This is a genomic window from Armatimonadota bacterium (assembly GCA_037138755.1).
Classification (GTDB): Bacteria; Armatimonadota; Fimbriimonadia; order Fimbriimonadales; family Fimbriimonadaceae; genus Fimbriimonas.
In genome coordinates, this window is record JBAXHT010000001.1 from 657,207 (window position 1) to 679,807 (window position 22,601).

25 protein-coding genes are annotated in these 22,601 nt (G+C 55.7%); 14 read left to right on the forward strand and 11 right to left on the reverse strand.

All coding sequences use genetic code 11. The annotated features are described in order from the left end of the window. Positions 1-3: 3 nt before the first annotated feature. The gene (locus WCK51_03105) at positions 4-825 is read right to left on the reverse strand and encodes an AraC family transcriptional regulator (GenBank protein MEI7575855.1); all 822 of its coding nucleotides are present in this window, start codon (positions 823-825) and stop codon (positions 4-6) included. Between the two features lie 63 nt (positions 826-888). Between WCK51_03105 and WCK51_03110 the strand changes: the two genes are divergently transcribed. The 3 genes from WCK51_03110 to WCK51_03120 are packed head-to-tail and all read left to right on the forward strand — an operon-like array spanning position 889 to position 3,876. Next, complete coding sequence (locus WCK51_03110) at positions 889-1,665, forward strand: phytanoyl-CoA dioxygenase family protein (protein MEI7575856.1); 777 nt, start codon at positions 889-891, stop codon at positions 1,663-1,665. Between the two features lie 41 nt (positions 1,666-1,706). Beyond that, positions 1,707-3,065 carry a tryptophanase gene (locus WCK51_03115; GenBank protein ID MEI7575857.1) on the forward strand — a complete coding sequence of 453 codons (1,359 nt, stop codon included), beginning with the start codon at positions 1,707-1,709 and terminating at the stop codon, positions 3,063-3,065. Between the two features lie 31 nt (positions 3,066-3,096). Then, positions 3,097-3,876: a PEP-CTERM sorting domain-containing protein gene (locus WCK51_03120; protein MEI7575858.1), complete on the forward strand. Its 780-nt coding sequence runs from the start codon at positions 3,097-3,099 to the stop codon at positions 3,874-3,876. On the opposite strand, the gene WCK51_03125 is transcribed toward WCK51_03120, so the two are convergent. Genes WCK51_03125 through WCK51_03140 form a run of 4 tightly spaced genes read right to left on the reverse strand, consistent with a single transcriptional unit; the run spans position 3,849 to position 7,181 of the window. After that, positions 3,849-4,892 (reverse strand): glycoside hydrolase family 76 protein, encoded by a 1,044-nt coding sequence (locus WCK51_03125; GenBank protein ID MEI7575859.1) that lies wholly within the window; start codon positions 4,890-4,892, stop codon positions 3,849-3,851. The genes WCK51_03120 and WCK51_03125 overlap by 28 nt on opposite strands. Before the next feature lie 5 nt (positions 4,893-4,897). Beyond that, positions 4,898-5,101: a hypothetical protein gene (locus WCK51_03130; protein ID MEI7575860.1), complete on the reverse strand. Its 204-nt coding sequence runs from the start codon at positions 5,099-5,101 to the stop codon at positions 4,898-4,900. A gap of 13 nt (positions 5,102-5,114) precedes the next feature. Continuing rightward, positions 5,115-6,035, reverse strand: a complete 921-nt coding sequence (locus tag WCK51_03135) for a prepilin-type N-terminal cleavage/methylation domain-containing protein (protein ID MEI7575861.1) — start codon at positions 6,033-6,035, stop codon at positions 5,115-5,117. A gap of 12 nt (positions 6,036-6,047) precedes the next feature. Next, positions 6,048-7,181, reverse strand: a complete 1,134-nt coding sequence (locus tag WCK51_03140; GenBank protein ID MEI7575862.1) for a GntR family transcriptional regulator — start codon at positions 7,179-7,181, stop codon at positions 6,048-6,050. A gap of 129 nt (positions 7,182-7,310) precedes the next feature. On the opposite strand from WCK51_03140, the gene WCK51_03145 reads away from it, so the two are divergent. Next, positions 7,311-7,652, forward strand: coding sequence for a DUF6717 family protein (locus WCK51_03145; protein MEI7575863.1), 342 nt, complete (start codon positions 7,311-7,313; stop codon positions 7,650-7,652). After that, entirely contained in the window at positions 7,649-8,017 is a 369-nt protein-coding gene (locus tag WCK51_03150) for a VOC family protein (protein MEI7575864.1), read from the forward strand. The genes WCK51_03145 and WCK51_03150 overlap by 4 nt, the downstream gene beginning before the upstream one ends. On the opposite strand, the gene WCK51_03155 is transcribed toward WCK51_03150, so the two are convergent. From WCK51_03155 to WCK51_03165, 3 genes are read right to left on the reverse strand one after another with little or no spacing between them, the layout of a single operon-like run. Next, positions 8,014-8,964 (reverse strand): ABC transporter permease, encoded by a 951-nt coding sequence (locus tag WCK51_03155; GenBank protein MEI7575865.1) that lies wholly within the window; start codon positions 8,962-8,964, stop codon positions 8,014-8,016. The genes WCK51_03150 and WCK51_03155 overlap by 4 nt on opposite strands. Further along, the gene (locus WCK51_03160) at positions 8,961-10,349 is read right to left on the reverse strand and encodes a sugar ABC transporter ATP-binding protein (protein MEI7575866.1); all 1,389 of its coding nucleotides are present in this window, start codon (positions 10,347-10,349) and stop codon (positions 8,961-8,963) included. Before WCK51_03160 ends, WCK51_03155 begins: the two co-directional genes overlap by 4 nt. Before the next feature lie 3 nt (positions 10,350-10,352). Next, the gene (locus WCK51_03165; GenBank protein MEI7575867.1) at positions 10,353-11,366 is read right to left on the reverse strand and encodes a substrate-binding domain-containing protein; all 1,014 of its coding nucleotides are present in this window, start codon (positions 11,364-11,366) and stop codon (positions 10,353-10,355) included. Positions 11,367-11,430: 64 nt separating this feature from the next. Here WCK51_03165 and ftsY point away from each other — a divergent pair, with 64 nt between their 5' ends. Both ftsY and WCK51_03175 read left to right on the forward strand, forming a co-directional pair. Beyond that, on the forward strand, positions 11,431-12,306 hold the full coding sequence (gene ftsY / locus WCK51_03170) for a signal recognition particle-docking protein FtsY (protein MEI7575868.1): 876 nt from the start codon (positions 11,431-11,433) through the stop codon (positions 12,304-12,306). 2 nt (positions 12,307-12,308) lie between these two features. Then, positions 12,309-12,641: a histidine triad nucleotide-binding protein gene (locus WCK51_03175; protein ID MEI7575869.1), complete on the forward strand. Its 333-nt coding sequence runs from the start codon at positions 12,309-12,311 to the stop codon at positions 12,639-12,641. A gap of 10 nt (positions 12,642-12,651) precedes the next feature. On the opposite strand, the gene WCK51_03180 is transcribed toward WCK51_03175, so the two are convergent. Continuing rightward, positions 12,652-14,115, reverse strand: a complete 1,464-nt coding sequence (locus WCK51_03180) for a M20/M25/M40 family metallo-hydrolase (GenBank protein MEI7575870.1) — start codon at positions 14,113-14,115, stop codon at positions 12,652-12,654. Between the two features lie 77 nt (positions 14,116-14,192). Here WCK51_03180 and WCK51_03185 point away from each other — a divergent pair, with 77 nt between their 5' ends. The 7 genes from WCK51_03185 to WCK51_03215 all read left to right on the forward strand — a co-directional run bounded on the left by WCK51_03185 (position 14,193) and on the right by WCK51_03215 (position 19,340). Then, positions 14,193-14,435 (forward strand): hypothetical protein, encoded by a 243-nt coding sequence (locus tag WCK51_03185; GenBank protein MEI7575871.1) that lies wholly within the window; start codon positions 14,193-14,195, stop codon positions 14,433-14,435. A 103-nt stretch (positions 14,436-14,538) separates the two neighbouring features. Then, entirely contained in the window at positions 14,539-17,010 is a 2,472-nt protein-coding gene (locus WCK51_03190) for a DUF2339 domain-containing protein (protein ID MEI7575872.1), read from the forward strand. Between the two features lie 47 nt (positions 17,011-17,057). Beyond that, entirely contained in the window at positions 17,058-17,393 is a 336-nt protein-coding gene (locus WCK51_03195) for a metalloregulator ArsR/SmtB family transcription factor (GenBank protein MEI7575873.1), read from the forward strand. Next, positions 17,390-17,887 (forward strand): SRPBCC domain-containing protein, encoded by a 498-nt coding sequence (locus WCK51_03200; GenBank protein MEI7575874.1) that lies wholly within the window; start codon positions 17,390-17,392, stop codon positions 17,885-17,887. The genes WCK51_03195 and WCK51_03200 overlap by 4 nt, the downstream gene beginning before the upstream one ends. Next, positions 17,884-18,393, forward strand: a complete 510-nt coding sequence (locus tag WCK51_03205) for an SRPBCC domain-containing protein (GenBank protein MEI7575875.1) — start codon at positions 17,884-17,886, stop codon at positions 18,391-18,393. The genes WCK51_03200 and WCK51_03205 overlap by 4 nt, the downstream gene beginning before the upstream one ends. Next, entirely contained in the window at positions 18,386-18,868 is a 483-nt protein-coding gene (locus WCK51_03210) for an SRPBCC domain-containing protein (GenBank protein MEI7575876.1), read from the forward strand. The genes WCK51_03205 and WCK51_03210 overlap by 8 nt, the downstream gene beginning before the upstream one ends. Further along, a complete protein-coding gene (locus WCK51_03215; protein ID MEI7575877.1) occupies positions 18,861-19,340 on the forward strand; it encodes an SRPBCC domain-containing protein in 480 nt (159 codons plus the stop codon). Before WCK51_03210 ends, WCK51_03215 begins: the two co-directional genes overlap by 8 nt. Here the strand turns inward: WCK51_03215 and WCK51_03220 are convergent. Both WCK51_03220 and uxuA read right to left on the reverse strand, forming a co-directional pair. Continuing rightward, positions 19,323-21,398 carry a glycoside hydrolase family 52 protein gene (locus WCK51_03220; GenBank protein MEI7575878.1) on the reverse strand — a complete coding sequence of 692 codons (2,076 nt, stop codon included), beginning with the start codon at positions 21,396-21,398 and terminating at the stop codon, positions 19,323-19,325. The genes WCK51_03215 and WCK51_03220 overlap by 18 nt on opposite strands. Before the next feature lie 18 nt (positions 21,399-21,416). After that, complete coding sequence (gene uxuA, locus WCK51_03225) at positions 21,417-22,553, reverse strand: mannonate dehydratase (protein MEI7575879.1); 1,137 nt, start codon at positions 22,551-22,553, stop codon at positions 21,417-21,419. Positions 22,554-22,601 lie beyond the last annotated feature (48 nt).

Sequence of the window (22,601 nt, forward strand, 5' to 3'; positions counted from 1 at the left end):
ACTTTACTCCGATAGCCCACGGAGGTTTTCGATCTGAAACTGCTTCGGACGTTTTCCGAATTCGACCAGGAAGGCGGTCGAGAACTGCCCCGGGTCCGGCACACCGACGCTCTCACCGACTTCTTGAAGCGGATAGCCCATGAGCAGCAGGTGCGCGGCGCGGCGCATTTTGCGAATTCGAATCTCCTTCGCCACCCCATGTCCGATCTCGTTGCAAAACCGTCTTTGCAGTGTGCGACTTGCGGTTCCCAGATGGTGAGCTACATCGTCCACTGTGACTCTCTGGGTACAGTTGGCTTCAATGAAACGCACGGCGCGGGCGACGTCGAGCGAGGGCTCGCTGGTTGGCATCTCGGAACCGAAGAAGGTCAGTCGGCTCATTGCCGCCAGCGTGAACGCCTTGGCAAGAGCTTGTCGAACGGTTGACGAACTCGCCTGATACGTGATTTCGGCTAATGCTAGCAGATCGTTACAGTCTTGCCGAAGAGTCTGGTGACCCGAGAAGAACGCCCCAAGGAGCCGATCTTCGTCCGATGGCGTACTGGTTGCGGAATTCCTCTGGGTAAACGAGACGAAGAACAGCGAGAGGTCGCGAGTCTGAAACGATCGAATCTCGTGCGGGTGATCCGCCGCCGAGGCAAACAGGGATCCGGTGCTCAAGGGAAAGACTTCGCCACCGTCAACATATTCCCCAGTTCCCGAGCGGACCAGGCAGATCTCCCAGTACGGATGCTGGTGCGACGAGTTCGTTGGCTCAATGTCGAAATTGACAATCCCCCCAATCTCGATAGAGAGCGAAAACGTGCAGTTGGCGTATTTTCTCAAATTACTGTCTGATATTCCTATTTGATTATGGGAGTGAGTTGGCTTAGAATATCTAGTATGAGTATGACTGTTGCTTCGCAATCATCCATCCGATCCGACTTCGACCGGGACGGCTTCTACTTGGCCAAAGGAGTTTTTTCGGCTGCTGAGATTGCCGCCCTTGAGGCGGACTTTGATCGGATTGTTGCCCAGATCACCTCAACTGGGGAAGAAACCAACGCCAAGTGGGGTGGTCCCGAAATGGAGCGGATGGGCGTTCAGAACACGGTGGTGACTCACACCCATAACGTCCAGAAATACTCAGCGACTTGGGCGCGGGCGATGTTTCATGAAAAGTTCTTGGATGTCGCGGAGGCGATTCTTGGACCGGACATCATCCTTCACCACTCAAAACTCTTCCAGAAACCTGCCGAGAACGGCGCGCCGTTCCCGATGCACCAGGACTGGGATCACTTTCCGACGATCAAAGATACGATGATCGCGGGGATTATCCACGTCTCAACGGCAACCGACGAAATGGGTTGCCTGCGGGTTTATCCGGGAACGCACAAGCTCGGCCGGCTGCCGATTTCTTACCGCAGCCAGGACAGCGAACTCCTCAGCAAATACCCGTTAGAGAACGCAATCCCAATTGAGGCAGAGCCTGGTGATGTGGTGTTCTTCCACTACTACACGATCCACGGCTCGATGCCAAACCGCTCGAACCAGACCCGGAAAACGGTTCTGGTTCAGCTTCACGCGGGCGATGATGTGCAGGAAGATGGAGTTTCGCATCCCTACGAGCGGTGGGCATTGCGAGGCTTTAATCATCAAGCGAAACGCAGTTCTGTAAACGATTAACGGCGACTTTGGTCTATCTCTTGGCGTCCTAATCCCACACCATGTCGGAAATTATTGAGCCGTTTCGTATCAAGGTCGTAGAACCCATCCGTCGAACCACGCCGGCGGAGCGCGCGGAGATCCTAAAAAGAGCGCATTACAACACCTTCCTCATCGACGCCGATGACGTGCTGATCGACCTTCTCACCGATAGCGGAACGAGCGCGATGTCGGCCGCCCAATGGGGCGGAATCATGATCGGTGACGAGAGTTACGCGGGCTCGCGTTCGTTCAAGCGGTTCGAGTCAACGATTCAGGAAATCTTCGGGTTCAAACACGTGGTCCCGACCCACCAAGGCCGGGCTGCAGAAAAGATCCTGATGAGCATCGTCGGCGGTGCCGGGAAGGTCATTCCGAACAACAACCACTTCGACACCACCCGCGCCAACGTCGAATTCACCGGAGCCGAGGCCCGAGACCTGGTTATCAAAGAGGGTCGCGACCCGGCCTCGATGCACCCGTTCAAAGGCAACATTGATCTCGAATCGCTAGAGGCCACCCTAAAAGAGGGAAAGTGCCCGATTGGGATGATCACGATCACCAACAATACAGGCGGCGGACAGCCCGTTTCGATGGCAAACATTCGCGCGGTGTCGGCTCTCTACCGCAAGCACGGAGTGCCGTTTATCATCGACGCTTGCCGATTCGCGGAGAACGCCTACTTCATCAAGGAGCGCGAACCGGGCTACGCTGACAAGACTCCACGCGAGATCGCAAAGGAGATTTTCAGCTACGCCGACGGCGCGACGATGAGCCTTAAGAAGGACGGTTTCGGCAATATCGGCGGATTCCTAGCCCTCAACGACGACGCAATGGCGGAGCAGGCTCGGAACCTGTTGATCCTTACCGAAGGCTTTCCGACCTACGGCGGCCTCGCTGGGCGAGACCTTGAGGCTCTTGCAATCGGCCTCAACGAGGTTCTCGATGAAGACTATCTTGAATACCGGCTTGCCACCATCCGATATCTCGCCTCGCGGCTAGCAGATAGTAATGTTAACATCGTCCAGCCCCCCGGAGGACACGCGGTTTACGTCGATGCCCGCTCATTTTACAACCACATTCCTGCAAGCCAGTTTCCCGCTCAGGCCCTGGTCTGCGATCTGTACCTGGAAGGCGGAATTCGCGGTGTCGAGATCGGTTCGGGGATGTTTGGACGTTGCGTCGACGGCGTAGAAGTGCCAGCGGACCGCGAGCTGGTGAGGCTCGCAATGCCGCGCCGGGTGTACACCCAGGCCCACGTCAACTACATTGGGGAGGTCTTCGCTCGTCTTGCGGCAAAGCGCCACGAAGCCAAGGGACTGAAGATCACCAAACAGGCTCCGATTCTGAGGCACTTCACAGCGTGGTTCGAGCCGGTTTGACGTGCCGGTCCAAAACCTGTATAACCTGAGCATGCGATTTGCTTTTGTTGCTTTGTTTGGCTTTACTTGCTCATTCGGTTTAGCGGCTCCGTTTGCAAGGGTGCTGTCTGCTAACCAGCAGATTCGGAATGTGGATATGGTGACCCAGACGGAGCCACTTTTGTTCACGACTGGCTTGCCTTCCGAGAGTCTCGCGGTCTCAATCGGTGGGACGCAGTACTTCGCTGATCCGGTCGGAAATCTCTGGACGCCGACATCGAGCGGCTCGATTCCAGCAGGTTCGTTGGGATTTGGGCAAATTGGTGATCTCGATTGGGCGAATAATGGACTTTGGGGATTTAGCAACGCTAACCAATCGCTGTTCTTTTACGATCTCGGTTCAGCTTCGGTTACCGCAAGCTACTCAATTCCATCGCTCAGCAGTCTGATCGTGACCGGGGTTGCATTTCGACCCACCGACTCCTCGATTTTTCTCAGCGCTCGGCAAGGGCTGAACAACGACTTCCTTTTCCAGGTGCCGTCGTCATCATCCACCGCGAATCTGATCGGTTCGATGCCGATCAGCGATGCCTTTAGCTACGTCGCGGACATCGACTTCGACCCTACCGGAACCCTCTACGCCGTGTCGTTCTACCACCGAGACTTCTACTCGGTGAACGTCTCCACCGCCGCCACATCCTTCATCAGCACCGGACCGCACCGTGATGTTTATGCAATGGCTCTCAACCCCACCGTCGTTCCTGAACCGGGGACGATTCTCGGACTAGCGGCAGGGATCTGCGGCTACTTGCGTCGGCGCAAAAGCTCGTAGGTTGCAAGCGCGCGAACGGCCGACGCCTGATGAATGATCTGGTGCTTGCCTTCCGAGGTTTTTCCCCAACGAGTTCCGAAGAACCCAGCCGAGTTGCGACCCTCAAGCAACTTGGAGACGCAACCCTTAGCGTCAAAGTTCTTGGGATCGAGATTTTCGAAGAGAAGGTGAGCGAACTGCAACTCATCGTCAATCGTTCCGTCCGCCTTGACCCAGCGCTTGATGCACGCCGATTCGAGCTTTTCGGCGTCCTCGCAGTAAACCGATTTCCCGGTGATTTGCGCCAGCTCCTTCGCGGTGCGAAGCATTAGTGCTGAGTTGTAGCTCCACTGAGTTTTGTCCAGCGAGCCATCCAATCGAATGTTGTCCCAATAAAGACCATCGGGTGCGAGAAGCTTCGCCTTGGTCCAAGAATAAATTTGCTGCGCTTTAGCAAGGTGCTGCGGATTCTTCGAATTTCGATAAACCGCAAGGCAAGCCGCCGCCGCCGGACCGTTTGAGCACGTGTTTTTTGACGTCTTTTCGCGTTCCTTCCAATAGATTCCCCCGCCAAGCTTGTCATCCTCTCCACTCAGCACGTAAGTGAGCGACGCCTCGGCTGATTTCAGCCAGCGTGGATCGCGAGTGATCTCATAGCTATCGACGAGGGCCATGACCATCCACGCGTTGTCGTCGAAGTACCGATCTTGGTCGCCTTTCTTGTCGGGAAGCACATCAAAGCCCGGCACAGGCCCCTGAGGGTTCCAATACCGCTCACACATCATCAACACTTGGGTCAAGCGGCTCTTGCGCGAGCTATCCAGCTTTGCCAGCGAATTCTCCGCCGACAAAGTGACGCCAATTCCCCAGTTGAACATCGGTTGCGACGGATTCGAGTCTCCGCCCACTGACTCGGCCAAGAAGATCGAATCATGAATTCGGTACCGAGGAACCAGTCCGGTCCAGAGCTCCTCGGCCGAGCTCAGAGCAAAAATTGGAGACGTAATCATCGCATGAATCAAGCAGATCGAGATCATAGCACTTACTTCGAGTCGGCACCCAACTCAGCCCGCATTTTAACCTTTTCGGCCTCGGGGACAGGGAGCTTATTGATGCGCTCAAGCTTCTCCTCTTTCGTGAGCTGTTCGAACGGCTTGGGAGGCACCACGGTGGGATCCTTGGCAACGCCGTAGCCATCGCTGCTTCCACAGCCAAACAGGATGGTCGCCGCAAAAGCGGCGACCAAGAGGGAACTCTTTTTAATTGTTGAACTCCCGGATCTGTCTCATGTTGGTTTGGATTCCTGTTGCCCATGGCTGGCCGTTACCGGGTCCACCTCGGTTGTATCCACCCCAGAACGGATCGCAAACGAAGGTTCGGTTCGGTCCACCGAAGGATCCCCAAACGTCGGTTGCAACGGACTGGTAAGCGTTGATACTCTTCGCGTGACCATCGAAGAATCCGAAGTTCATGGTTCGGTTTCCGTTGGCGGGAACCAGCGAGTGGCTCGCAGGGAACGTGCTGGTCTCGGAGCCGATCGCAGTCGCGCCGCGTCCAAGCTCAGCCGCTTCGATGTCGGGGTAGATGCGGCGGGTTGGAGCCAGCATCGCCGTACCGGCAACGTTGTTGAGCGAGGTGAAGCTTCCACCGGAGTTGTAAACGGTGCCGCCGTAGATTTCTGGCCAGAAGGTCTGGGCGCAGTTCGACTCGTTGCGGAACGCATCCTTGTTCACCGCATAGCTTCGAGGGAACCTCGTGGTTTCGTCACCTGGCAATCCAGGTCCGTTGCCGTCTGAGAGTGCGTTCGACCAAGCCGATTCGTTCAGCGGATTCTGGAAGATTCCACCGTTGCCCGGAGTCGTGTTATAGCCTCCGGCGATCGTGTTTGGCCGTCCTCCGTTCTTGATGTAGGGAACGGTTGCATCCTTCCAGGTGAGCATTCGTGGGGTCCACCAGTCTCCGTTAGCAACGATGCGGGCTGCAGGAGCCATGTCATCCACGTCGGCAACGTAGATGATCACTCCAGTGGTCAGGTTCTTGAGGTTGCTGAGGTCTGAAGTGCGTTTAGCAGCGGCCTTTGCCTGGGCAAAAACCGGGAAGAGGATAGCGGCGAGAATCGCGATGATCGCGATGACGACGAGGAGTTCAATGAGCGTAAAGGCTCTTCGTTGAGTATTCATTGATTTAATGATTTATTCTTTGTCATTGTTCAGCCATGCCTGGACAGCGTCTAAGGCTGGTGAACCGGAGGGAGAGGAAGGGATGAAATCTGCTTTGATGGCGACGGCGCGGGCGTCGCATTTGGGGTTCACAATCTGCTCCAACAGGAGCTCTGCGGCGGCAATGCCGATGGCACGCTTCTTACGAACGATCCGGTGGATGTCCCACGGTCGTCGAAGCTCAAGGGCTGGCCACTCGTTGATTGTCACAATCTCGAACCCGCTATGAACCTTGAGCCCGAGGTCTTCGACCGCGAGCATAGCCTTGAGCCCGAGGTCGTCTTGCATACACACCAGTGCCGTCACGGGATTTTCGCGGCGACAAAGGGCAAAGAGCGTGTCCGAGACGGCCTGGGCGAGGAGAATGCCGTTATGTTCAAAGTCGCGACCGATCCAGCGGACGTTCTGCTCGCCATCGACGCCGAGTTCGGATTTGATGGCATCCACAAAAGCTCGGTAGCGCTCCATTGCCGAGGACACGGTTTCTTTGAAGAACCCAATAAACCCGATCTCGGTGTGCCCTTGCCGTCTTAGCATCCGAACGGCTTCGAACATCGCTTCGCGATCATCCGAGATGACGGAGCTGCCCGCATACCCGGTTGGGATCCGGTCAACAACCACGACCGGACAGCCCAAACCGTGAATGCGTTCGAGAAGTTGACCATCGCGCTGATCGGCAATCGGGAAGCAGATCACGCCGTCCGTCTCCTTCGACATTCGCGCCAGGAAGTTCGCCTCGCGCTCAACGGAATCTTTTGAGTCGCACAGCACCAGCCCAACGGCATCTCCCAAAGTCTCGCGAATCCCCTCGATCATCTCAGAACTGGGGAAGTCAAAATTCCGGGCGACGCGGTCAAAAATGAGGGCAACCAACTGCTTTCGCTCTCGCCGGCCCCAGGCAACAAACGTCCCCGCGCGCTTTCGACTTCGGACGTATCCGTCTTGCTCCAGAGCAGAAAGCGCGCGGTGAACCGTCGAGCGGCTAACGCAAAACTCTTTCGCCAAGTCGGCCTCGCGGGGGAGCTTCTCGTCAAACGCGAGTTCACCAGCTTCGATTCGCTTCCGAATCAGCTCCTGGATTTCTCGATAATTTGCGCCGTTGGACATTACAAAACCTCGTTGTTAAGAGCATCATAATCGGAATCTGCGGCAGCTCGGCATTAAGTGAACATATTCATCAGAGATGAACAAATAGCCTCAGGAGCAGTAGGAATCATGAACGTGTAAAATCGATCCATGAACTCGATTTTTGTCATCAAACCATACAAGGATCTCGGGATGTGGGTCTTCGATGACCCCGAACGAGGAATCATCAAGGAGCCGTTTGTTGGGGGCGCCGATACGTTGATTGACCTCGCAACGATCGATATTCCGGACGCTGAAGCGGGCTTTGTCATCGTTTTTTCGGCAGATGAATTCCCCGGATACCACTTGCGGCTGGACTGGAGACGGCAAGAGATGAGTGGAAACACTTACCACTCGGAGGATTTCGGAATCGATGGCTGGCTCTGCCCGGCGTTGTTCAAGTACTTCGAGGCGGCTCCGGCGAACATTTTCGTACAATTGAAACCGCTATGAATCTCGGCTGGCTAGACGTTTGCCTTCGAGTGGCTAGCGTCGTCCGCTCGCGCGAGTTCTACGCGGGGCTAGGCTTTCAGCGGGTGGAAGGCGATGATGCCGAAGGGTGGGCGGTAGTTGTCAACGGCGAGGCGAGGCTGGGACTCTTTGAGCCGCATTTTATGGGCGATCAGCGGATGATGCTTAACTTTAGGGGCGGCGACGTGCTGGCAAACTATAAAGAATTGGAATCTAAGGGTTTCGAATTTGTCGAACCAGCGAAGGCTGGCAACAACGGCGGGGGCTCAGCGAAGCTTGTCGACCCGGACGGAAACCACATTTTCCTCGACACCGCTCCAGGCGAAACAAAAAAGATGCCGGACTAGGTCGTTTGCCGACGCGCGATGCGCCAGCGGTCGATGGCGACGGCGGCGAGGATGATGATGCCAGTGAAGATCTCTTGCTTCCAGTTGGCGACGCCCATCTGGGTTCCGCCCATGCTGATGGTTGCCATGATGAGCGCGCCGATGGCGGCTCCGATCACGCTTCCTTCTCCGCCGGAGAGGGAAGCTCCACCGATCACAACCGCCGCGATAATCCGGAGTTCGTCCCCGTTTGCCGAGGTTGGATCACCGAGCGAGGTTCGCGAGAGTGACATCAAACCAGCAAGGCCGAAGAAGAAGCCAGCGACTGCATACGCCCCAGTTTTGACTCGATCTACGGCAATCCCGCAGAGCTTGGCCGCACTCTCATTGGAACCCACTGCAACCACGTTGCGCCCGTAATTGGTGTAGATCATCGCCCACGCCATCAAGCCCAGAAAAAAGATCCACAGCCAGGTTCCAATTGGAAACACGAACCAAGACTTCGTTTTAGAGATGAACTCGAACAACCAGCCCTCGCCGCCGGTGGAGACGGTTTTCTCGTCCGCGAGTCCCTTTGCGATGCCCCGAATCGCGAGCATCGACCCAAGAGTCACGATGAACGGCCCAGCCTTCAGCTTTGAAGTCAGCAGCCCGTTTAGAAGGCCGCAAAACACCCCTGTCAAAGCACATGCAAACACGGCGGCAAGAGGGCTTTGGGTTCGATTGAAGGTCAGCGCACCAACGACTGACGACAACGCAATGACGCTCCCTGCGCTTAGATCAATGCCCCCGGCGACGATGACGTAGGTCATCCCCACTGCTCCGATGCCGATCATTGTCGACTGCCTCAGCAGCAGCTCAACATTGGAAATGCTCAGAAACGTCTGGGGCTTATTGATCGCGAAGAAGACGTAGATGAGTAGCCAAGCTACGAGCACACCGATGATCTGGTTTGGTTTTTTCCTCATCGAACACACTCCGCGACGAGCTCTTCGGAGGATGTCGCCTTGGCGTCATAAATTCCCACCAGCCGCCCCCGATTCATGACGCCTATTCTGTCACAAACTCCCAAAAGTTCTGGGAGGTAAGAGCTGGCCAACAATATCGCCGCCCCACCCCTTGCTGCTTCATCAATAAGCCGGTAGATTTCGGCCTTACTGCCGACATCAACCCCTCGCGTGGGCTCATCCAGCAAGAGCAATCGGCAATTCGAATGGAGCAACCGAGCGAAGGCCACTTTCTGCTGATTACCACCGCTGAGGCTACCGACGGTCTGGGCAGGGGCACCGGCCGCCACTCCAACTGTCGAAATCCACTCTGCACCTTGCGCCAAAACTTGCTTCGGCTTGCTCAGGAAACGGTTACGGGTGGGCATCGTGATATTCTCCGCGATGCTGAGCGGCAAGGTAACGCCGTCTAGTTTGCGATCCTCGCTGACAAAACCTACTCCCTGCCGCCATTGTCCTAGACCGCTACTCGAACCCGAAATCATTCGTTGCAAGCCGAAAACTGTTCTCAGCAGTTCAGTCTTCCCCGCCCCATTCAAGCCTGCGAGGCCAAGGATTTCACCTTCCCGAAGTTCAAAGGAAACTTCATAAGGCTTGTTCGCCTCTCCAGTGAGGTTTTCAACTTTGAGCACGACCTCACCTGGACTTCGCTCCGACCTCGGGAACAGATCGTTGACCTCACGACCGACCATATGACGAACAATGTCTTGATCCGAAAACTCACCCAGCAGCCCGGAGGCAACGACTTGACCATCACGAAGAATCACGCAGTCATCCGAAATGGCTCGCACTTCCTCGAGGAAATGGGAGATGAACACAACCGTCTTGTCTGCACTTTTCAGGCGGCGGACAAGCTCGTAGAACTTAAGCTTATCGGCCTCTGTGAGGCTACTTGTGGGCTCGTCCAAAAGGATGACCGGGCTGTTTTTGACCAGAGCGCGCGCAATTTCGATCACTTGACGTTGCGAGATCGGCAGATTGCTCGTAATCTCTGCAGCTTGCACTTCGGGAAATCCGAGGTTGTCTAGGATCCCCTGCGCTTTTGCTTGAAGTTTTCTAGGTGAAAAGCGAATGCCCTGAGCCGAGCCTAAAAAGAGATTCTCTGCCGCCGTCAGATGGGGGCAGAGCAACAGCTCTTGGTGTACAAGATGGACATCACGTTGCTCAACGCCGGTGAGTCCCGCATCAGGTTGGGTCTCACCCGCCAGGAGCCGCATCAACGTGCTCTTGCCACTACCATTCTCACCAATAACAGCCAAAACGCGACCAGGTTTCGCTTCAAACGAAACCTGGTCGACGGCCTGAGTTGAGCCGAACGCCTTACTGAGACCCTCGACTCGAAGCATGACCTACTTTGGAAGAACGTTCTTGACGGCTTCGGACTCCAAGTTGTCCTTGGTGACGAAAACCGCGCCGGAGTCGATCTTGTCTTCAATCTTTTCGCCCTTCAGCTTGGCAACCATCTTGGTCACCCCGAGGTAGCCCATCTTGAATGGATCTTGGAGAAGGAGGCCCGTGATCTTTCCGCTCTTTACCGCCTCAATCAACTCCTTCGATGAGTCGAAACCGACGAGCTTGACCGAACCCAGCAAACCGGCTCCATCGAGAGCCCGCATCATTCCAAACGTAGTCGACTCGTTGGGCGCAAACACTCCATCAATACTCAACTTTTCGCCTGACTTGAACCGTTGGATCAGGTTCTCAGACGCCGTCTGAGCGGTCTCTCGGGTTGCTCCGCCGTACTGTTCTTTGCTCACAACTTCGAGTCCAGCCGCAGTCGCTCCGTCGATAAAGCCCGCCTCGCGATCCATTGTGCTGGCGGAACCTTCTTGGTAGCGAAGAATAATCACTTTGCCCTTGCCACCGAGAGCCTTTGCCATCTCTTGTGCAGAGGTCTTTCCGGCGCCGTAGTTGTCGGTTGCGATGAACGAGGAAGGCTTCATTCCGCTGATTGCGCTATCAACAACAAGAACCGGAATTCCCGCTTCGACGGCTTCTTTTGCAGGTGCCGCCAGAGCGTCCTTGTCGAGCGGGCAAAGAACGATGCCGCTGACTTTCTCATTTGTGAAGTTCTCAACGACTTTCACCTGTTCAGCCCGGTCGTCTTCTTTCACGGGAGCTTTCCAAACGAGCTCGACTCCAGTTTCTGCCGCAGCCTTTTCAGCGCCTGCCTGCATTGTCTTCCAAAACTCGTGGAGAGAGCCTTTGGGAATGAAGGCGATCTTGAGACCAGCTCCGGGCTTGGTCGAGCTTGGCGCGGCGGCGGCGCTAGATGTTCCTGACTCTCCAGCCGAGCCGGAGGACGACCCACATCCGATCAGTAGGCAACCAAGGACAACGGTGGCGATAAGCTGCTTGAGCATTTTGGAATCATACCAAGTTGCTCGTCGTCAGAGTTGGATTGGAGCTCCAGGTACCCTAGATTTGATGTTCAAGCGGTTGATGGAGCGAGTTGATCGAATGCTCGGGCGGGGCGTGATCGACGACGAGTTCTACGAGGAGCTTGAAGAGGCTCTGCTTCAGGCCGATACCCATATCCAGGTCGTCGGTGAGATTCTCGATCAGTTGCGGCAGACCATTCGTGACGAGAAGGTCACTGCGCCGGAGGCGATCAAGGATAGATTGCAAAGGTTTATTGCCGACCGGTTTAGGGTTCAGGATGAAGCTGGTCTGGCCGTCGCGGATGAGGGGCCGACGGTGTATCTGTTTGTCGGCGTAAACGGAGTCGGCAAGACAACTACGATTGCTAAGTTGGCTTACTTGCTCAAGACGAAGTACCAGGCGAAGGTTCTGCTTGCGGCGGGCGACACGTTCCGTGCGGCGGCAATCGAACAGCTAGACACCTGGGCGACTCGAATCGGCTGCGACATCGTCAAGTCTCAACCCGGAGCCGATTCCGCGACGGTCTTGTTTGACGCGATTACGGCGGCAAAAGCGCGCGGTGCGGAGTTTGTTCTCTGCGACACCGCAGGTCGCCAGCACAGCAAGGCGAACCTGATGGCCGAACTCGAGAAGGTTCGTAAAGTCACCCAAAAGGCCCTCGGCCACAACCCGGATGAGGTGCTTCTGATTCTTGATGCGAACACTGGTCAGAACGCGATTCGGCAGGCCGAAGAGTTCACAAAGGCCGCCGGGATTACCGGCCTGATTCTGACGAAACTCGACGGAACCGCAAAGGGTGGCGCGCTAATCGGAATCAATGAGCGACTTCGCATCCCAATAAAATTCATCGGAGTTGGTGAAAAGGTCACAGACCTAAAGGATTTCATTCCGGATCAATTCGCCGCCCAGATCTTTGACTAACCATGGCAACCCTTTTTACCAAGATCATCAACGGCGAAATCCCCGCCAATATCGTCTACCAGGACGACTATGTTGTTGCTTTTCGCGATATCACTCCGGTTGCTCCAACTCACATCTTGATCGTTCCAAGGGCGGAGATTCCTGGGATGGCTACTCTGCCCGAGGAAGGTGATCACCTTCACATCCTCAACGCCGCCAAAAGGATCGCGGAGCAGGAAGGACTCACTGCTGGCTATCGCTTGGTCATCAACCAGGGCGAAGATGCGGGGCAGACTGTCCCACATCTTCATGCTCACCTGATTGGCGGTCGGAAGCTCTCCTGGCCTCCTGGCTAATCGTGTTGAGTTAGTTCTTGACGTCTTTCGGCAAGCGGCCCTTATAGTCCCCCAAAGCGTGGGTCGTCAGATAAACCAGCTTGGCGGTGTTTGCGATCTTGTCGAAGTTGATCTTGTCGACGGTATCGGTCGGCTGGTGGTAGTCCGGGGTGAAGCCGCAGAAGAAGAAGGCGATGGGGATCCCTTTTCGAGCGAAGTTGTAGTGGTCGCTTCGCGTATAGACGTCCTCTGCGTCGTACTTGAACTTGAACCCGACCGCGTTGTTTGCTTCCAAAAGGAGCCGATCTAGTTCAGTCGAGATTCGCTTGGAGCCGACGAGGCGCATCGTGTCGGCGTTCTCTTCCACCTTATCGATACGCTTCTGATCACCATTTTGAGCCCCGTAGCTGTCGCGACCGATCATGTCCATCTGGAGCTCAGCAACCATATTGTCCAAGTTTACGGGCGAATTATTAGCCAAATAGGCAGAGCCGAGGAGGCCCATTTCTTCGCCGTAGAACGCCATGAACAGCACACTTCGCTTCGGCTTAACCGGGTTGGTGGCAAGCGCCTTGGCAACTTGCATGACGCCGGTAGTGCCAGAGCCGTCGTCGTCAGCACCCCAGTAAATGGTGCCATTCCGATTACCAAGGTGGTCGAGGTGACCGCCGATTCCGATGTACTCTTCTTTCAGTTTAGGGTCGGAGCCTTCAAGCTTGGCAACCACGTTCATCACCTTGATCTTTTCGCTCTGAACCGCTGCTTTCAACGAGACTCTTCCGAGTTCGGTCACCATCGCGGGGATCGCCTTTGGCTGGTAGATCGCTTGGCCAATGGCGTTCGAGAGTGCCTCGCGTCGCACCGTTAACCTGCCGTTACCACCGCCAGTTCCAGGGTCGGAGGCTCGCCCCGTCCACCCCGGAGCGGTGACTTTCTCAACAACCGTGATCGTTGCCTCGGCGTCGATGAGCGCAGAACGGACTCCTCGATTGACGGTACCGACGACAAAGACGATTTTGCCTTTCAGTTGAGCCGCTACCGTGTCGTCAAGTTTCTCAGGAGTCTCTTTTCCGAGGACCAGAAGGACGGCTTCAGCGTTTTTGTCGAGCTTTCCGCTTTGCTGGACACCGATGTCACCAGCGGCGACGGATTTGCCACCGATTGTGATTGCGAGGCTCTTCGGGTCTGTGCGAACGCGCCAGAAGTCGTTGTACTGGAAGTAGCTTCCGTCGGGCATGACAGACTTGAGGCCGAGCTTCTTAAAGTGAGCTGCGACATAATTGGCAGCTTTCTCGAAGCCGGGCTCTCCGGTTCCCCGTCCCTCGCACTCGGGTCCCGCAAGATAGCCCAGAAACTCTTTCCCGTCTTTGGGTGAGATTGATTCAAAGCCAGTTTTTAGAAGAGAAGGAACCTCGGCCAGACCAGGCCTGAACTGTGCATTGGCGACGAAGGCCAAGGAGCATGTTAACAACGGAACTGCGAGACGCGAGCGCATGTCGCTAATTTACCGAGTTCAACTCCAAATCTGTTCCTGTTAAGCATCCTTTCTGCAGTTCCAACGTAACAACCTGTATGTCAGCCTGGATCTGTGGGGTCTGCGGAACGCCTTCTAGCGGCGACGCTTGCCCTAAGTGCATGACCGTTCGTCCTTCCAACTTTGAGGGAATGAACCAGCCGAACACCTACGCAAGCTTTATCGCTGGACCAGGTTCTTCGCCCCAGTGGGGAGCGGCCCCTAAGGCTGGGAGGCTCATAATCGTCGTCGTGGGCGGACTTCTTTTGCTAGTTGGGATCATCGCTTCGCTCCGGGGTTGAGGGATTCACTTTAGCCAGGCACCTTTCGAGCCACACGGATGTTACGTAGGAGTGCAGGCTGCACTCAATTGAGCATGCGGTACCATGCCGTTAGCAGGGTCATATGGATTCAGAGAGTCGGATCGCCCGGTTGGAACAGAGCTTGGAGGAACTGCGCGAACGCTTTGTCGCTCTGGAAGCTCTTCTGACGCCGCCCGCGCTGCCTCCGATTGATCGTCCTGGGTTCGTGGCCCAGCCACCCGTTGTTGAAACTTCGCAATTGAGTCCCTCGCTTCTGCCTCCCGTGGTGACCGATCTGGAGCCAATCGTTTCTGAGACGCTGACCCCATCGCCGCTGCAAACTTACATTGCCGCCAACCGAGTTCGAGAAGATGCAGAACCGGTGAGGACACAACCTCCCAAGGTTGATCATGACGACTTGGAATACAAACTGGGGATCAACGGGCTATTGCGAGGCGGCGCACTGGTTGTTCTCGCCGCATTTCTCTTTCTAGCTGCCGTCATGATTTCACGGGGCTACGTGACCCCGCAGGTTCAATTTGCCGGAGAAATTCTGCTTTGCTTTGGATTCGCGGCAATCGGCTTCTGGAAACGCGACGAGCGAGAAGAGTTTGGGCAGCTCATGGTTGGTTTGGGTTCAGCAGGGCTGTATGCCAGCTTCGCCGGAGCCCATCTGTACAAGCATCTGTTTGAAGGCGAGGTCCTGGTGGGGCTTTACGTTTTGCTCAGCTTTTTGAACCTTGGCTATGCACATTTGCGGGCTTCCAAGTCATTTTTGGCGATCGGAGTACTGGGCGGCTTTGCGGCGGCAATGATGCCGATGAAGGAATCCAAAGTCATTTTGGACATCTGCCTGCACTTTCTGATCCTGGTGCCTGCCGCAGTGATTACCCTGAAGAATCGCTGGTACGTGGTCGGAGTGGCGGTCTGGGTTGTTTCTTCGTTCGCTCTGGTTCCGATCCTCGGGTCTGATGCGGCGCTGGTTGTCCGTATGGGAGCCCTGTACGTGAACACGGCGGCCGGATTGTACGTTTGCGGAAAGCTCTTTGAACCCAACGAATTCGACCGTCATGGATTGCTTCTAACCGCGATGGTGTGCGTTACGGGCATCATCGGATTCTCGGTAGCGGGTCATGCGACGCCCCCTTTGCACGTTTTGGTTTTCGCCTTGATGAGCGGTGGTGTCGGAGCACTGTTGCCGGCCGAGGGCAAGTCTCGGATGGGTATCTGGCTTGGCTCACTTCTCGTTGCGGCTGTGCTGTTCCCGATGGGCTTAAAGCCATTGCAAGCGGCGTTTTTGTACTCTGTAGAGGGGATCCTGTTGGGGATTATTGCGATTCGCCGGTTATCGAACGTTGCATTTTGGGTTGGCCTGATGGTGTTCGGATTATCGCTCGCTGCTTACGCGGTGAAGCTCGATTCCCAGTCGACGCTCCGGTTATGGGCCGAACTGCTGCTGCTTGCTTCCTTTGCGGTCAACGTCTTTGTTAGTGCTCACTTTGCGCTCAAGAAGTTCGACCGGGATACCGGCGACTTAGCTCTGTTCTTGGGATCTCTCGGTCTTCTCGCCGTTTTCCTGCGGACGACGGTTTTGACTGTTCCGGGGACGGGAACCGGACTCAAGTGGGCAGAGAGTGCGATGCTGGGACTCGCGGCTTGGAGCATTGCCTCGACGGTTGTTGCCTCTCGCGTTCGGCGACTGGGGCTCGTGATTTCTGCTGGCGTAGCCGGAGTGATCGCTGCCGACTTTGCCCTGATCCGCGAGCCGTCGACTTCACCGCAATGGCTCACCGTTGCGTTGCTGTTTTCTACTGCGCTAAATGCGACGCTTGCGATTACTGCCGGGGCGAAACACTTAGCAGGAAGCTACCCAAAAGGTGTTCGGATCGCCTATGGAGCGTTGATCTCGGTCATCTTCATTCGCTTACTGCAAGTGGTCGGACATCACAAAGTCGGGGCGTTCAGCGAAGAAACAATTGTCTATTTTGGATTCGGCGTTTTGAATGCGGTTTGGACGGTTCTGGCACTGCGCTTCCGCCGTTCGGAGACTCTGGTGCTCGCAGGAACGGCATGGCTCTGTTGCGCGGCGGTTGCGGTCGGAGTCCAGTCCAGTCCAGTCCTTTCGTGGCTCCGACCATCGTTGCAGATCACGTCTTTGCTGAGCCTGGGGATTCTGTTCTGGATCACACCTCGAAAAGAGGCGGACGAAGGGGGGATCACGTCTTTCGCATCCTTCTTCGGCTTGGTCTTGTCCTCTTTGCTGCTCACGGAGTTCTTGGTTAGGCCTGGTATTGGGATGAACCGTGTTTCGGCGATCTCGGCGAGTTGGGTGGTTTACGCATTATTCTTGCTCGTGGTCGGGTTCCGGGCGGAACGTCGATATTTGCGTTATAGCGGGCTGGCGGTGTTTGGGTTGACAGTTGGCAAGGTTGTTCTAATCGACTTGTCAGAGTTGGACTCGATGATTCGGGTGGGGATTCTTCTTCTGCTTGGGCTGGGAATGATCGGCACTGGCTACTGGTACATCCTTTGGGATCGAAAGCGCCGTTCGACCGAGCAAGAAAAGCCTGAGTAAGTATTGACAATATAGAACCGATTGGTTATATAATCAATCGGTTATCAATGGCATCCGACAAACTCAGCCTCGTTTTCTCTGCCCTCGCCGATCCAACTCGGCGAGCGATTCTTGCTGCGCTGGCCCTTGGGCCGATGCCAGTGGGCGAGATTGCGAAGCCGTTTGCGATGTCTGAGCCAGCGGTCATTAAGCACCTGAAAGTGCTCGAGAAAGCAGGCCTCGTTGAGACCGACAGGAAGGGACAAATGCGACCCCGAACCCTCAACCCTCAGCCTCTTGCCGAGGCAAACAGTTGGGTCGAACAGTATCGCCAACATTGGGAGGCCAGCTTTGATCGGTTGGACGCCTACTTACAAGAACTTCAAGCTGGAGAACAAGAATGAAATACGAACCCTTTGTGCTGGAACGCACATTCAAAGCCCCCCTTGCCCTCGTTTGGGCCGCGTTTAGCCAAGCCGAGCATCTCGGTCAATGGATGTCACCGAAAGGGATGACCCCGGGCCGGTGTACTTGCGATTTTCGGGAAGGAGGGATCTATCACTACGAGATTCTTCCGCCTGAGGGACCTGGCTTCTGGGGCCGCTGGATCTTTCGAGAAATTGTCGACCAACAATTGATCGTCAACCACGTCTCATTCTCCGATGAGGGGTGTGGCATTACTCGACACCCGATGGCCCACGACTGGCCCATTGAGACACTCTCACGAACCAAGTTCACCGAGGTCGATGGAGAAACTCACATTCGTCTGGAGTGGTCAGCTTTAGGCTCGGATCCGATCGCCCTCAAAATCTTCGACGATGCTCGGCCAACTATGACTGAAGGCTGGGGTGGGACGATGAACAAGTTGGATGAGTACTTGGAGCAAGTTCAGGCATGAGCTACACTCCACAACCATCGGTCACGGTAGAACGGGTGTTTGCTGCTCCTAAGTCTTTAGTTTGGGATGCGATGACACAGGGTGAACATCTTGGACGCTGGTTCGCTGCACCATGTATGCAACCTGGTCCCAATACGATGGACTTTCGGGAAGGTGGAGTTTTCCACTTCTCGATGATCGGCGATGGCGGCTTCAAGATTTGGGGGAGGTGGCTCTTCCGACAGATTCGAGAACACTCGTTTTATACTCATCACCATTCTTCGTCAGACGAAGGTGGAGGGGTGATTCACCATCCAATGGCGCCAGATTGGCCACTCGAGTTTTTGACACGCACAGAGTTCGATGAGGTTGAGGGAGGAACTCGAGTTCGGCTGTCCTGGACGGCCTTGGGGTCGGACACCAATGCGCTAAAGCTGTTCGAGGAGGGCATTCCATCGATGGAGCAAGGCTGGAGCGGAACATTTGACTACTTGGAGACTTTTTTGGAGGGAACCCGAAATGTCTGAGTTCAAGTTGGAATTCGCGCCTCGCGGTGACACCGAGATCGTCATGACCCGCAAGTTTCGGGCTCCGAAGGAACTTGTTTTCCGCGCCTACACCGACCCGGTGATGGTGAGGAAGTGGATGTGCCCGCCTTGTGGAGAGTCGACGATGCTCGTGATTGATACCGAGATCGGCGGTGTCTGGCGGCACAAGATCGACATGGGCGAGCACGGAACGTTTGATTCGTTTGGCCAGACCTTGGAGTTCGACGCTCCGAACCGGATTGTTCGGTCCGATGTCGTCAACATCCCTGGAGCACGGGAGAACATCGCAACGGAGACGACGACTTTTGCCGAATCCGAAGGAGTGACGACCTTGCAACTCGTTGTGAGGCACATGAGCAAGGAGATTCGTGACGAAAACATCGGATTTGCCGAAGGTTCTTGCTCGGCATACGATGCGCTTGAGACGGTTTTGGAGGAGATGCAAAATGCCTGAGTTTAAGCTGGCGCTGGAGTTGCGGGGCGACAAGGAGTTGGTATTGAAACGCCAGTTCCGGGCTCCTCAGGAGATGGTTTTCAAGTGCTTCTCTGATCCGGATATTCAGCCGAAATGGGTTGGAAACGGGATGGGTACAACGACCCTGTGCGTTGCCGAGAACCAGATTGGGGGCGTTTGGCGGCACACGATGGACATGGGCGAGCACGGAGTATTTGACTCCTTCGGCCAGATTCTAGAGTTTGAGGCACCGAATCGGGTTGTGCGATCGTACGTCTACAACGTCCCAGTGATCCGCGAGGCAATTTGTACGGAGACGGCAGAGTTTTCTTATGCCGAAGGCGTGACGACCGTTGAGGTCATAATTCGGCACTTCTCGAAAGAGAACCGAGACGGCCACGCCGCCTCGGGGATCGAGTACGGCGCGGGCCTCAGCTACGATGCTCTAGAGGCGTTACTCGCTCAGCCATAGAGTGCTCGTCACACCCCTTGGGTAGTACCGACTGCCGCAGGCCTTGCCCGCCAACATCTGGTCGCTCCAGGCGAAGTAGGCGTTGGCGGGGTCGAGGAGCCAGTTGACGTGGGCTTTGTCAGCTTCGAGGTCGGGCGCGAAGCCGAGGATGTTCTCGGCGATCGCTTGGCAGAGGTAGATCTTGCTGAGCCAGGAATTATCGCTGGTGGAACTGAGCTTCCAACCACCTTCTTCGAACTTGCAGACGCCCTTAGTAAGGACCGTAGTGAGGTGGTTTTTGAGGGCTTCGACGAGCGGTTTTGAGTCTGAAAGGTCGAAGCAGAGATAGTCGAGATAGACCAGGCCTTCAATTGCGGGAATGAGACGGGCGGGGACGCCTTCGCCAATAATCGCTGGCATAGTTCCGTCGGTATCGACGGCGGCAAGAATGGTAGCTTCGGCTTTGGCGGCTTGTTCGGCGGCTGTTTTGGCTTCTTGTGTCAGGCCGAGATCAGCGAAGACCTTGGCGATTAGCTTGTACGCAGCCCAGCCTTTGACGGCGAGATAGAGGTTGTTTCGGGCTTGGCCGAGGGAGACGTCAAGGCTGTCGTAGGTCGTGATCTCGGCTCCTCCGAAACAGCGGCTGGAGTCGAGACTGATCACTCCGTTTCGCTGGGCAGGGTCGGGATTATCCCGGTTGAGCATGCTGGCGAGGCAGTTCTTGAGCGTCTCTCGCTTGCCCTTCAACCAGCCGAAGTCTCCTGTCTTTAGCCCGTAAACCGACGCGCAGATTGACCAGTTGAGCAACTGCTCGGCGGTCATGTAGCTGAAGCATCCCTTCAGCCCACCCTGCTCGTAGCTCGAGTTTCCGGGGGAGGAGAAGTTGTTGGAGACGCCCATGTCGTGGCTGAACGAGAGTCCGCCGGGGTACTTGGTATCGTCGCCTGGGAATTGGATGGTGTCTTCGTAGGCGTATCTCTCGACGAACAGATCGAGTTCGTTTCGAACCGTCCAAGGATTCATCTTGAGTTCGAAGAACAGCTGGTCGATCGTCAGATCAAGCGTGTTCATCATCCGATACTCGCCCTCGTTGACCACCCAAAGCGGGCTCCCATCTTCTCTTTCAAGGAGCTCGGTCGCACCGTAGTAACTGCGAACCGCATGGGCGTGCATAAACGCACGGTCTTCGCTGAGCCCTGTTGCGAAGCTAGCATCTTGGGTTTTTGCTTCAGCGGTGAGCGAGTCCGCTCGGCTGAGGGTGTGATTAAGCACTTCCTCGATCGAGTTAAAGAATCGGCGGTACAGGTAGCGAGCCTTTATTCCAGTCGTAGCTGTGCCTTCGCGGAAGAATCCGGCGGCGAAGCGGTAGGTTCGCTTTTCGCCAGGAGGTACGGCGGTCCAGAGGATGCCCGTGCTACCAATGAGGAACGGTTCATTGTCTGGTTGGCGAGAGTTGATGACCATCTCGGGTCGCCAAGCAACCCCGACCTTAAATCCCGGCTCGTTGGTAGCTAGGGCTACTGATACTCCCTGACCTACCCCCACCAGACCCTTCTGATCAATCACTCTGACACCATCGTACCGATCCGATCCAGCGTAGCCTAGGAAGACCTTACGTACTCGTTGGCTCAACGAGTTGTCGACTTCCACTTCGATCAGAACTCCGGGACAGATAGCATTCTTCAGGCCCTCAGAATCACCCAGAGTCGGATCAGGAACTGCCGGATAAGGTGTGATGACTCGAAATTTGAGGTCTCCAGCGGACCACTCATCCATGCATGCAGCAAATTGACGAGAAATGGACTCCCAAGGAAAGTGGCTGATCCGGTTTGGATACGAAAACTCGGCGTTGTGTCCCTCAACGTCGTAATCAGCTGACTTGTCTTCAGCGGCCTCGAAGAACGGCAGAGCTTGGTAGTAACCTTCACGATCCGCCTCTTCAAGGCCAACATAGAACGGCTCATCTGCCGGCCCTTTTAGCTCGTGCCCCAACCCGCCTTTTGCCCCCGGAAATCCCAGTGTTAGCGACGCAAACGCTCCGACTGGCGAGTGATGGGCATTGAACTGAATCGACTTCATTTGCCGACGAGCTTACCGTTATATCATCGCCCGAATCCCGGCTTCTAGCCCACGCAACTCAGCCAAACCGCGCATCCGCCCGATCACCCCGTAACCGGGATAAAGCCCTGATTTGGTCAGGTCATCCATCATCAGATGCCCGTGATCGGGACGCATGGGAATCGAGCGATTTGCCTGGACAAGAGTCTTTATCACTGCAGCCATATCGGTGTCGCCATCTAGGTGGTCTGCTTCAAAGAAATTCCCCACGGAATCCCGAGCGGTGTTTCGGAGGTGGAAGAAGTGCACTCGATCCATGAACTCCAGCAACATCCCAGGAACGTCGTTGGTGGGCGAAGCTCCGAGCGAACCCGTGCAGAAACAGAGACCGTTTGCGGGGCTTTCACAGCCGCTCAAGAGAGCGCGAAGATCATCAGCTGTTGATACGATCCGCGGTAAACCAAGCACGGGCATCGGGGGATCGTCAGGGTGAACGGCCATGACGACGCCTTCTTCCTCAGCGACCGGGCAGACCGCGTTGAGGAAGTAGAGCAAGTTCTCGCGGAGCGTCTCGGCGGACATTTCGCCGTACTCCGCAAGTGCCTCTAGCACCTCTTCTCTCGTGAACATCTTTGTGCTTCCAGGGAGGCCCTGCATGCAAGAGAAGCGGAGCTTTTCGCGCTGGTTCTCGGTCGCTTCGTCGAACCATTGGTCGGCGGCCAAAAGCTCTTCGGGGGTGTAGTCATTGGCTGCATTGGGACGTCGGAGCTGGAAGACATCGAAGGCGATGAATGCTGCTTTCTCAAAGCGCAAGGCTAACGAGCCATCGGGCATCGGATATTCAAGGTCCGTGCGGAGCCAGTCCAACACCGGCATGAAGTTGTAGGTAATGACCTTGAGCCCTTGCTTAGCGACGTTTCGGATTGACTGCTGGTATTTCTCAATCAGCTCGTCTCGGCTGGAGTCCCCTTTCTTGATCGAATCGTGGACGGGAAGGCTCTCAATGACGGTCCAAGTCATTCCTGCCCGTTCGATCAGCTTGCGGCGTTCAGCGATGTCTTCGTCCGGCCAAACGTCACCGACTGGGATTTGATGGAGAGCGGTGACGACTCCGGTACACCCGGCCTGACGGATGTCTCGAAGCGAAACCCCATCGTTTGGCCCATACCAGCGCATCGTTTGTTCCAGCCATCCTTGTCTATGCACAGCGGCAAAGCATACAGT

What these genes read in the sequence shown, in the direction of transcription:
- WCK51_03215 (MEI7575877.1), top strand. Translation starts at nt 18,861, where the DNA reads ATGCCTGAGTTTAAGCTGGCGCTGGAGTTGCGGGGCGACAAGGAGTTG.
- WCK51_03155 (MEI7575865.1), bottom strand. Translation starts at nt 8,964, where the DNA reads ATGAGGAAAAAACCAAACCAGATCATCGGTGTGCTCGTAGCTTGGCTA.
- WCK51_03115 (MEI7575857.1), top strand. Translation starts at nt 1,707, where the DNA reads ATGTCGGAAATTATTGAGCCGTTTCGTATCAAGGTCGTAGAACCCATC.
- WCK51_03180 (MEI7575870.1), bottom strand. Translation starts at nt 14,115, where the DNA reads ATGCGCTCGCGTCTCGCAGTTCCGTTGTTAACATGCTCCTTGGCCTTC.
- WCK51_03205 (MEI7575875.1), top strand. Translation starts at nt 17,884, where the DNA reads ATGAGCTACACTCCACAACCATCGGTCACGGTAGAACGGGTGTTTGCT.
- WCK51_03125 (MEI7575859.1), bottom strand. Translation starts at nt 4,892, where the DNA reads ATGATCTCGATCTGCTTGATTCATGCGATGATTACGTCTCCAATTTTT.
- WCK51_03120 (MEI7575858.1), top strand. Translation starts at nt 3,097, where the DNA reads ATGCGATTTGCTTTTGTTGCTTTGTTTGGCTTTACTTGCTCATTCGGT.
- WCK51_03150 (MEI7575864.1), top strand. Translation starts at nt 7,649, where the DNA reads ATGAATCTCGGCTGGCTAGACGTTTGCCTTCGAGTGGCTAGCGTCGTC.
- WCK51_03195 (MEI7575873.1), top strand. Translation starts at nt 17,058, where the DNA reads ATGGCATCCGACAAACTCAGCCTCGTTTTCTCTGCCCTCGCCGATCCA.
- WCK51_03210 (MEI7575876.1), top strand. Translation starts at nt 18,386, where the DNA reads ATGTCTGAGTTCAAGTTGGAATTCGCGCCTCGCGGTGACACCGAGATC.
- WCK51_03175 (MEI7575869.1), top strand. Translation starts at nt 12,309, where the DNA reads ATGGCAACCCTTTTTACCAAGATCATCAACGGCGAAATCCCCGCCAAT.
- WCK51_03110 (MEI7575856.1), top strand. Translation starts at nt 889, where the DNA reads ATGACTGTTGCTTCGCAATCATCCATCCGATCCGACTTCGACCGGGAC.
- WCK51_03140 (MEI7575862.1), bottom strand. Translation starts at nt 7,181, where the DNA reads ATGTCCAACGGCGCAAATTATCGAGAAATCCAGGAGCTGATTCGGAAG.
- uxuA (MEI7575879.1), bottom strand. Translation starts at nt 22,553, where the DNA reads ATGCGCTGGTATGGGCCAAACGATGGGGTTTCGCTTCGAGACATCCGT.
- WCK51_03160 (MEI7575866.1), bottom strand. Translation starts at nt 10,349, where the DNA reads ATGCTTCGAGTCGAGGGTCTCAGTAAGGCGTTCGGCTCAACTCAGGCC.
- WCK51_03145 (MEI7575863.1), top strand. Translation starts at nt 7,311, where the DNA reads ATGAACTCGATTTTTGTCATCAAACCATACAAGGATCTCGGGATGTGG.
- WCK51_03185 (MEI7575871.1), top strand. Translation starts at nt 14,193, where the DNA reads ATGTCAGCCTGGATCTGTGGGGTCTGCGGAACGCCTTCTAGCGGCGAC.
- WCK51_03135 (MEI7575861.1), bottom strand. Translation starts at nt 6,035, where the DNA reads ATGAATACTCAACGAAGAGCCTTTACGCTCATTGAACTCCTCGTCGTC.
- WCK51_03165 (MEI7575867.1), bottom strand. Translation starts at nt 11,366, where the DNA reads ATGCTCAAGCAGCTTATCGCCACCGTTGTCCTTGGTTGCCTACTGATC.
- WCK51_03220 (MEI7575878.1), bottom strand. Translation starts at nt 21,398, where the DNA reads ATGAAGTCGATTCAGTTCAATGCCCATCACTCGCCAGTCGGAGCGTTT.
- WCK51_03200 (MEI7575874.1), top strand. Translation starts at nt 17,390, where the DNA reads ATGAAATACGAACCCTTTGTGCTGGAACGCACATTCAAAGCCCCCCTT.
- WCK51_03190 (MEI7575872.1), top strand. Translation starts at nt 14,539, where the DNA reads ATGGATTCAGAGAGTCGGATCGCCCGGTTGGAACAGAGCTTGGAGGAA.
- ftsY (MEI7575868.1), top strand. Translation starts at nt 11,431, where the DNA reads ATGTTCAAGCGGTTGATGGAGCGAGTTGATCGAATGCTCGGGCGGGGC.